Raw genomic sequence first — 5421 nt, 5'->3', positions numbered from 1 at the left:
GTCCGCTGTCCATTACTTTAATGGTTCAATTACGAGATAACGATTAGGATCTGTTCCTACTGATACGGTCTCAATATCCAACCGTCTGGATAAAGCGTTGTGTATCACTTTTCTTTCATAAGAAGGCATTGGTTCAAACTCTACTTTTTTTCCAGTTCGGATTGCTTTATCCGCCATACGTTCGGCTAATTGTTCCAAAGATTCTTGACGGCGCTCGCGGTAATTTTCTACATCAAGTTGAATCATCAAAAAATGGTTAGCATACTTGTTTGCAACTAATTGTGATAATTGTTGCAAGGCGTTTAACGTTTGCCCTCGTTTTCCAATAAGTACAGCTGCTTTTTTACTTTCCAGTCGAAGCGTAACATATTTACCGTTCTGCTCCGTATGAATCGTTAAATCGTCAATTTTCATTTCTTTTGCAATAAGGTTTATATATGCTTTCGTTTCTTCAACTGCCTCGCCTTGAGTGGACTCGACATTCTTAGAAACTCCTTTTTCTTGCAATGGCACTACTGTTTTTTCTGTCGGATCTTCTACAGACTCAACAGTGACAATTTCAGTCTCTTGCACAACGGGTGGTGCTTCCTTTACTGTAACTTGCACTTCTGCAAGTTTGGAGCCAAAACCTAAAAATCCTTTTTTACCTTCAGTTAAAACGTTAATGGTGACTTGATCTCTCGTTGTCTCAAGTTTAGCTAATGCAGCAGATATCGCTTCTTCAGTTGTTGAACCCGTTTGCGTAATCTGATTCACTTTTTAGCCCCTCCAGTTTTAGCAGGTTGAAGTGTACTTTTTTCCCATGGTTTGTAAATGACCATGTTTTGACTCAATGAAATGATATTTCCGATTACCCAGTACAATGTTAAGGCTGAAGGTAAGAAAATACCGAACCCGATAATCATAATAGGCATGAAATACATCATGATTTTCATTTGAGGGTTGTTCATTGCTTGACCAGTACGTAATACCAGGAACTGCATGATTCCTGCAAGAACCGCAAGAATAATACTTGGTTCAGCAAGCTCAAACCATAAGAAGCTGCCTAAGTTAATTTCTGGCGTATTATTCATGCGACTAATCGCATGATAGAAACCGATTAGGATAGGCATTTGAATGACTACCGGCAAACAGCCCGCAGCTGGATTCACACCTTTTTCTTTAAATAACGCCATCATTTCTTGTTGATACTTCTGTTGGGTAGCCGCATCTTTTGAGCTGTATTTTTGCTTGAGTTTAGCAAGTTCAGGTTGAACATCTTGCATATTCTTTGCACTCTTTGTTTGTTTGATCATTAAAGGAAGAATCGCCAAACGAATTATTATTGTCACCATGACAATACCTAATCCGTAAGATCCGAGTAATTCCTTGAACAATGTAATGAAAGAAACAAGAGGCCAAACAATAAATTCGTTCCAAAATCCTTTACTGCCCTCATAAATCGGTTGATCATACTCTGTACATCCACTAAGTAATAGCGTGACAGAAACAAGCATGAGGATAATAAGTAAGCGTTTGTTCACCCTTCTTCCCCCTAAAACGACATTCCATTTCTTCTATATATATATACATGAAAAACTTCTTGTCTTTATTACTTAATCTTTTGAATCATTTTAGCGATTTTCAAAACGTGCTCCAAACTTTTCTTTGTTTCATGAAAATCTAAACTGGCCGCCTGATTTCTGGCGATAATGACATAATCCATGTTCGGGTTGATTTCATCTTTCAGTTCCAAGAAAGATTGTCTGATATAGCGTTTGATTTGGTTGCGGACGACTGCATTTCCGACTTTTTTACTCACGGATAGGCCGATGCGAAACTCCTCTTGTCCTTCTTTCGGTAAGAAATATAAGACAAACTGGCGATTCGCAAAGGATTTACCGCGTTTAAAAATCTTTTGAAACTCTGCATTCTTCTTTACTCGTTGACGTTTATTCATGCTTCACCTTCTCCACCTGATCATTCGCTTCTAATAGGTAAAGAAAAAAAAGACCACTGATGCGGATCAGTGGGCTTAAGCTGATAATACTTTTCTTCCTTTACGACGACGTGCTGCTAATACGCGACGGCCGTTTTTAGAACTCATACGAGAACGGAATCCGTGAACTTTACTATGTTTGCGTTTATTTGGTTGGTATGTGCGTTTCATCTATGTGACACCTCCTGAAAAATTGAAAGTCGATTTATCTCTTATAGACAGTCTTGGATATTATATATAGTTTGACCCCTAAATGTCAATAGCATTTCGAAATATCGTTCTCTTATCGTTCTCTTTCAGTGTAAATTCATCTGGTTATAAGTTGTCCACATATATGAAGTTTTCTACACACAGTGCTGTGGATAACGAATTTGGGGCATTTTTTCTATCCACACCACTTATCTACAACTTTTTAACAAACTCACGGCCTGTGGACAACAGCGGTGTGCATGAATATGCATTTTGTGGATAACCATCGAGAACGCTTGTAATTTCTAGTTATTTTTGATACGATGTTTGTGTTTTACTCTTCAAAACCGAAAATCAGTATTCGTTGTTATCCACAACTGTTGATAATCTGTGGATAGCTTATCCCAAGGCTCTGATTAACCTTTATCCACAACTTGTGGTTTTGTGCATGACTATACATATTATGTGTAAGATTGTCGATAAAAAATATTTTAAAGAAGGAGGTACGTTGTTGGAACATTTAGAAGAACTATGGTCGAGCGTTCTTGCTCAAGTGGAGCAAAAAATCTCGAAACCAAGCTTTGAAACGTGGCTCAAATCTACAAAAATGTTGACCTATCAAGGAGATACAGTGACAATTGCGGCTCCAAACTCATTTGCACGTGATTGGCTTGATACGCATTATGTACATTTGATAGCCGGTATATTGACCGAATTGACGGGGGAAGGCCTGTCCATCAAATTTGTTGTACCTAAAGATCAAAGCATGGAAGATTTCTCACTTCCTAAACCGATCGTTTCAATGAAAGATGATGAGCAACCAGAGTATTCACCTGGCATGCTTAATTCAAAATATACATTTGATACCTTTGTTATCGGTTCAGGTAACCGATTTGCGCATGCAGCATCACTTGCAGTGGCGGAAGCGCCAGCAAAAGCCTATAATCCACTGTTTATCTACGGGGGAGTAGGACTTGGAAAAACCCACTTAATGCATGCAATTGGTCACTATGTACAGGAACATAACCCAAATGCAAAAGTTGTTTATTTATCTTCCGAAAAATTCACGAATGAATTCATTAATTCTATTCGTGATAATAAAACGGTAGATTTCCGTAACAAGTACCGCAGCGTGGATGTACTATTAATAGACGATATTCAATTTTTGGCCGGGAAAGAACAAACTCAGGAAGAATTTTTCCACACATTCAATACTTTGCATGAAGAATCAAAGCAAATTGTCATTTCAAGTGACAGACCACCAAAAGAAATTCCAACATTGGAAGATCGTCTGCGTTCCCGCTTTGAATGGGGCTTAATTACGGACATCACGCCTCCAGACTTAGAGACGCGTATTGCGATTTTGCGTAAAAAAGCGAAAGCAGATGGCTTGGACATCCCAAATGAAGTCATGATGTACATCGCCAATCAAATCGATTCAAATATTCGTGAGCTTGAGGGTGCTTTGATTCGTGTGGTTGCATATTCTTCTTTAGTTAATAAGGATATGAATTCGGATTTAGCAGCTGAAGCATTGAAGGATATTATGCCGAATGCAAAGCCGCGTAAAATTACGATTTTGGATATTCAAAAAACGGTGGGTGAGCACTTCCACATACGTTTAGAGGATTTTACAGCGAAGAAACGAACGAAATCTATTGCTTTTCCAAGACAAATTGCCATGTATCTATCTCGAGAGTTGACAAGTTTCTCTTTACCTAAGATTGGTGAGGAATTTGGAGGCAGGGATCATACAACGGTTATCCATGCACATGAAAAGATTTCAACTCTATTAAAAGAGGATCAGGCCCTTCAACAAGACCTGAAACAAATTAAGAGTCTATTAGGTAAGTCTTAACAGTTGTGGATAACCCCACATTGGACAGCCTAGTTTATACACAGTCTATCTACATGTGGATAGGCTGATTTTATTCGGTAAAATGGACTTATTAACAAATCCACAGGCCCTATTACTATATCTATTATTCTTTTAAAACATTAATAAATATATAAGCGAGGTATAATCATGAAATTTGAAATCATGCGTGAACGGTTATTAGATGGGTTAAACGATGTAATGAAAGCAGTAAGTTCTAAAACAACGATTCCGATTTTGACGGGAATTAAATTAGAAGTTACTGAAGAAGGTTTGCACTTAACAGGTAGTGATTCTGATATTACGATTCAAACTTTTATTAAAGCTGAAGAAAATGGCGAACAAGTAATTCGTGTAATTGAAGAAGGGACAATTGTTGTTCAAGCTCGTATGTTCAACGAAATCGTTCGTAAGTTACCAACAAGTGATGTTGAAATTGAAGTAAATGAACAATATCAAACGCATATTCGTTCAGGTAAATCAGAATTCCATTTAATTGGACTGGATGCTTCTGAATATCCATTACTTCCAGAAATTCAAGATGATCGCCAGTTTGTCATTCCAGCAGATTTATTGAAATCAATTGTTCGTGAAACAGTATTCGCAGTATCAACTTCTGAAAGTCGTCCTGTATTAACAGGCGTTCATTGGGAAGTGAAAAATGGAGAGCTTGTTTGTGTAGCAACAGACAGTCACCGTCTAGCTCGACGTAAAACGACTTTGGAACAGCTGCCTGAGGGAGAATATAGCGTAGTAATTCCAGGAAAGAGCTTAAATGAATTAAGTAAAATCATTGGAGACTCATCAGAACCAGTTCATATCGTCATGACACAACAACAAGTGTTATTTAAAACTTCTGATGTATTATTCTATTCACGTTTACTTGAAGGAAATTATCCTGATACATCTCGTTTAATTCCGAGTGAATACAAAACAACGGTAACCGTAAACGGGAAAGCATTACTACAAGCGATCGATCGTGCTTCTTTATTGGCACGAGAAGAACGCAATAATATTGTTCGATTTAGCTCTTTGGAAGGCAATGTTGTTGAAATTTCATCCAGTTCACCAGAAGTAGGGAAAGTGGAAGAAGAAATTCAAGCAACATCTATCGAAGGAGAAGAACTAAAAATCTCGTTTAGTGCGAAATATATGATGGATGCATTAAAAGCTGTGGATGGCCAAGATGTAATGGTTCAATTCACCGGTGCAATGCGCCCATTCATCTTAAAATCAGTTCATGATGATGCAATTTTGCAACTCATTTTACCTGTTCGCACATATTAAAAATAAATTATTCAAAGGGTAGTCCTCTATTGGGCTATCCTTTTTTACTTCTTGGTGAAAATGAAGTAAAATGAAGGGATAGACTAAAAAG

General features: G+C 37.7%; 6 protein-coding genes. 2 read left to right on the top strand and 4 right to left on the bottom strand.

From position 1 onward, the window contains the following. Positions 1-12: 12 nt before the first annotated feature. The 4 genes from jag to rpmH all read right to left on the bottom strand — a co-directional run bounded on the left by jag (position 13) and on the right by rpmH (position 2149). Complete coding sequence (gene jag, locus AC1DSB_RS13695; RefSeq protein WP_477531172.1) at positions 13-756, bottom strand: RNA-binding cell elongation regulator Jag/EloR; 744 nt, start codon at positions 754-756, stop codon at positions 13-15. Then, positions 753-1496 (bottom strand): membrane protein insertase YidC, encoded by a 744-nt coding sequence (yidC, locus tag AC1DSB_RS13690; RefSeq protein WP_477531176.1) that lies wholly within the window; start codon positions 1494-1496, stop codon positions 753-755. Before yidC ends, jag begins: the two co-directional genes overlap by 4 nt. 95 nt (positions 1497-1591) lie before the next feature. Further along, complete coding sequence (gene rnpA, locus AC1DSB_RS13685; RefSeq protein ID WP_477531173.1) at positions 1592-1939, bottom strand: ribonuclease P protein component; 348 nt, start codon at positions 1937-1939, stop codon at positions 1592-1594. 75 nt (positions 1940-2014) lie between these two features. Beyond that, positions 2015-2149: a 50S ribosomal protein L34 gene (gene rpmH, locus AC1DSB_RS13680; RefSeq protein ID WP_016428940.1), complete on the bottom strand. Its 135-nt coding sequence runs from the start codon at positions 2147-2149 to the stop codon at positions 2015-2017. A 529-nt stretch (positions 2150-2678) separates the two neighbouring features. On the opposite strand from rpmH, the gene dnaA reads away from it, so the two are divergent. Further along, positions 2679-4025: a chromosomal replication initiator protein DnaA gene (gene dnaA / locus AC1DSB_RS13675; RefSeq protein WP_016428941.1), complete on the top strand. Its 1347-nt coding sequence runs from the start codon at positions 2679-2681 to the stop codon at positions 4023-4025. Between the two features lie 168 nt (positions 4026-4193). Beyond that, a complete protein-coding gene (gene dnaN, locus AC1DSB_RS13670) occupies positions 4194-5330 on the top strand; it encodes a DNA polymerase III subunit beta (protein WP_016428942.1) in 1137 nt (378 codons plus the stop codon). The last annotated feature ends 91 nt before the right edge of the window (positions 5331-5421 follow it).

It is taken from the genome of Paenisporosarcina sp. P4_E4_2 (assembly GCF_056401595.1).
This window is presented reverse-complemented; position numbering and strand designations above follow the sequence as displayed.

What these genes read in the sequence shown, in the direction of transcription:
- yidC (WP_477531176.1), bottom strand. Translation starts at nt 1,496, where the DNA reads ATGCTTGTTTCTGTCACGCTATTACTTAGTGGATGTACAGAGTATGAT.
- rnpA (WP_477531173.1), bottom strand. Translation starts at nt 1,939, where the DNA reads ATGAATAAACGTCAACGAGTAAAGAAGAATGCAGAGTTTCAAAAGATT.
- rpmH (WP_016428940.1), bottom strand. Translation starts at nt 2,149, where the DNA reads ATGAAACGCACATACCAACCAAATAAACGCAAACATAGTAAAGTTCAC.
- dnaN (WP_016428942.1), top strand. Translation starts at nt 4,194, where the DNA reads ATGAAATTTGAAATCATGCGTGAACGGTTATTAGATGGGTTAAACGAT.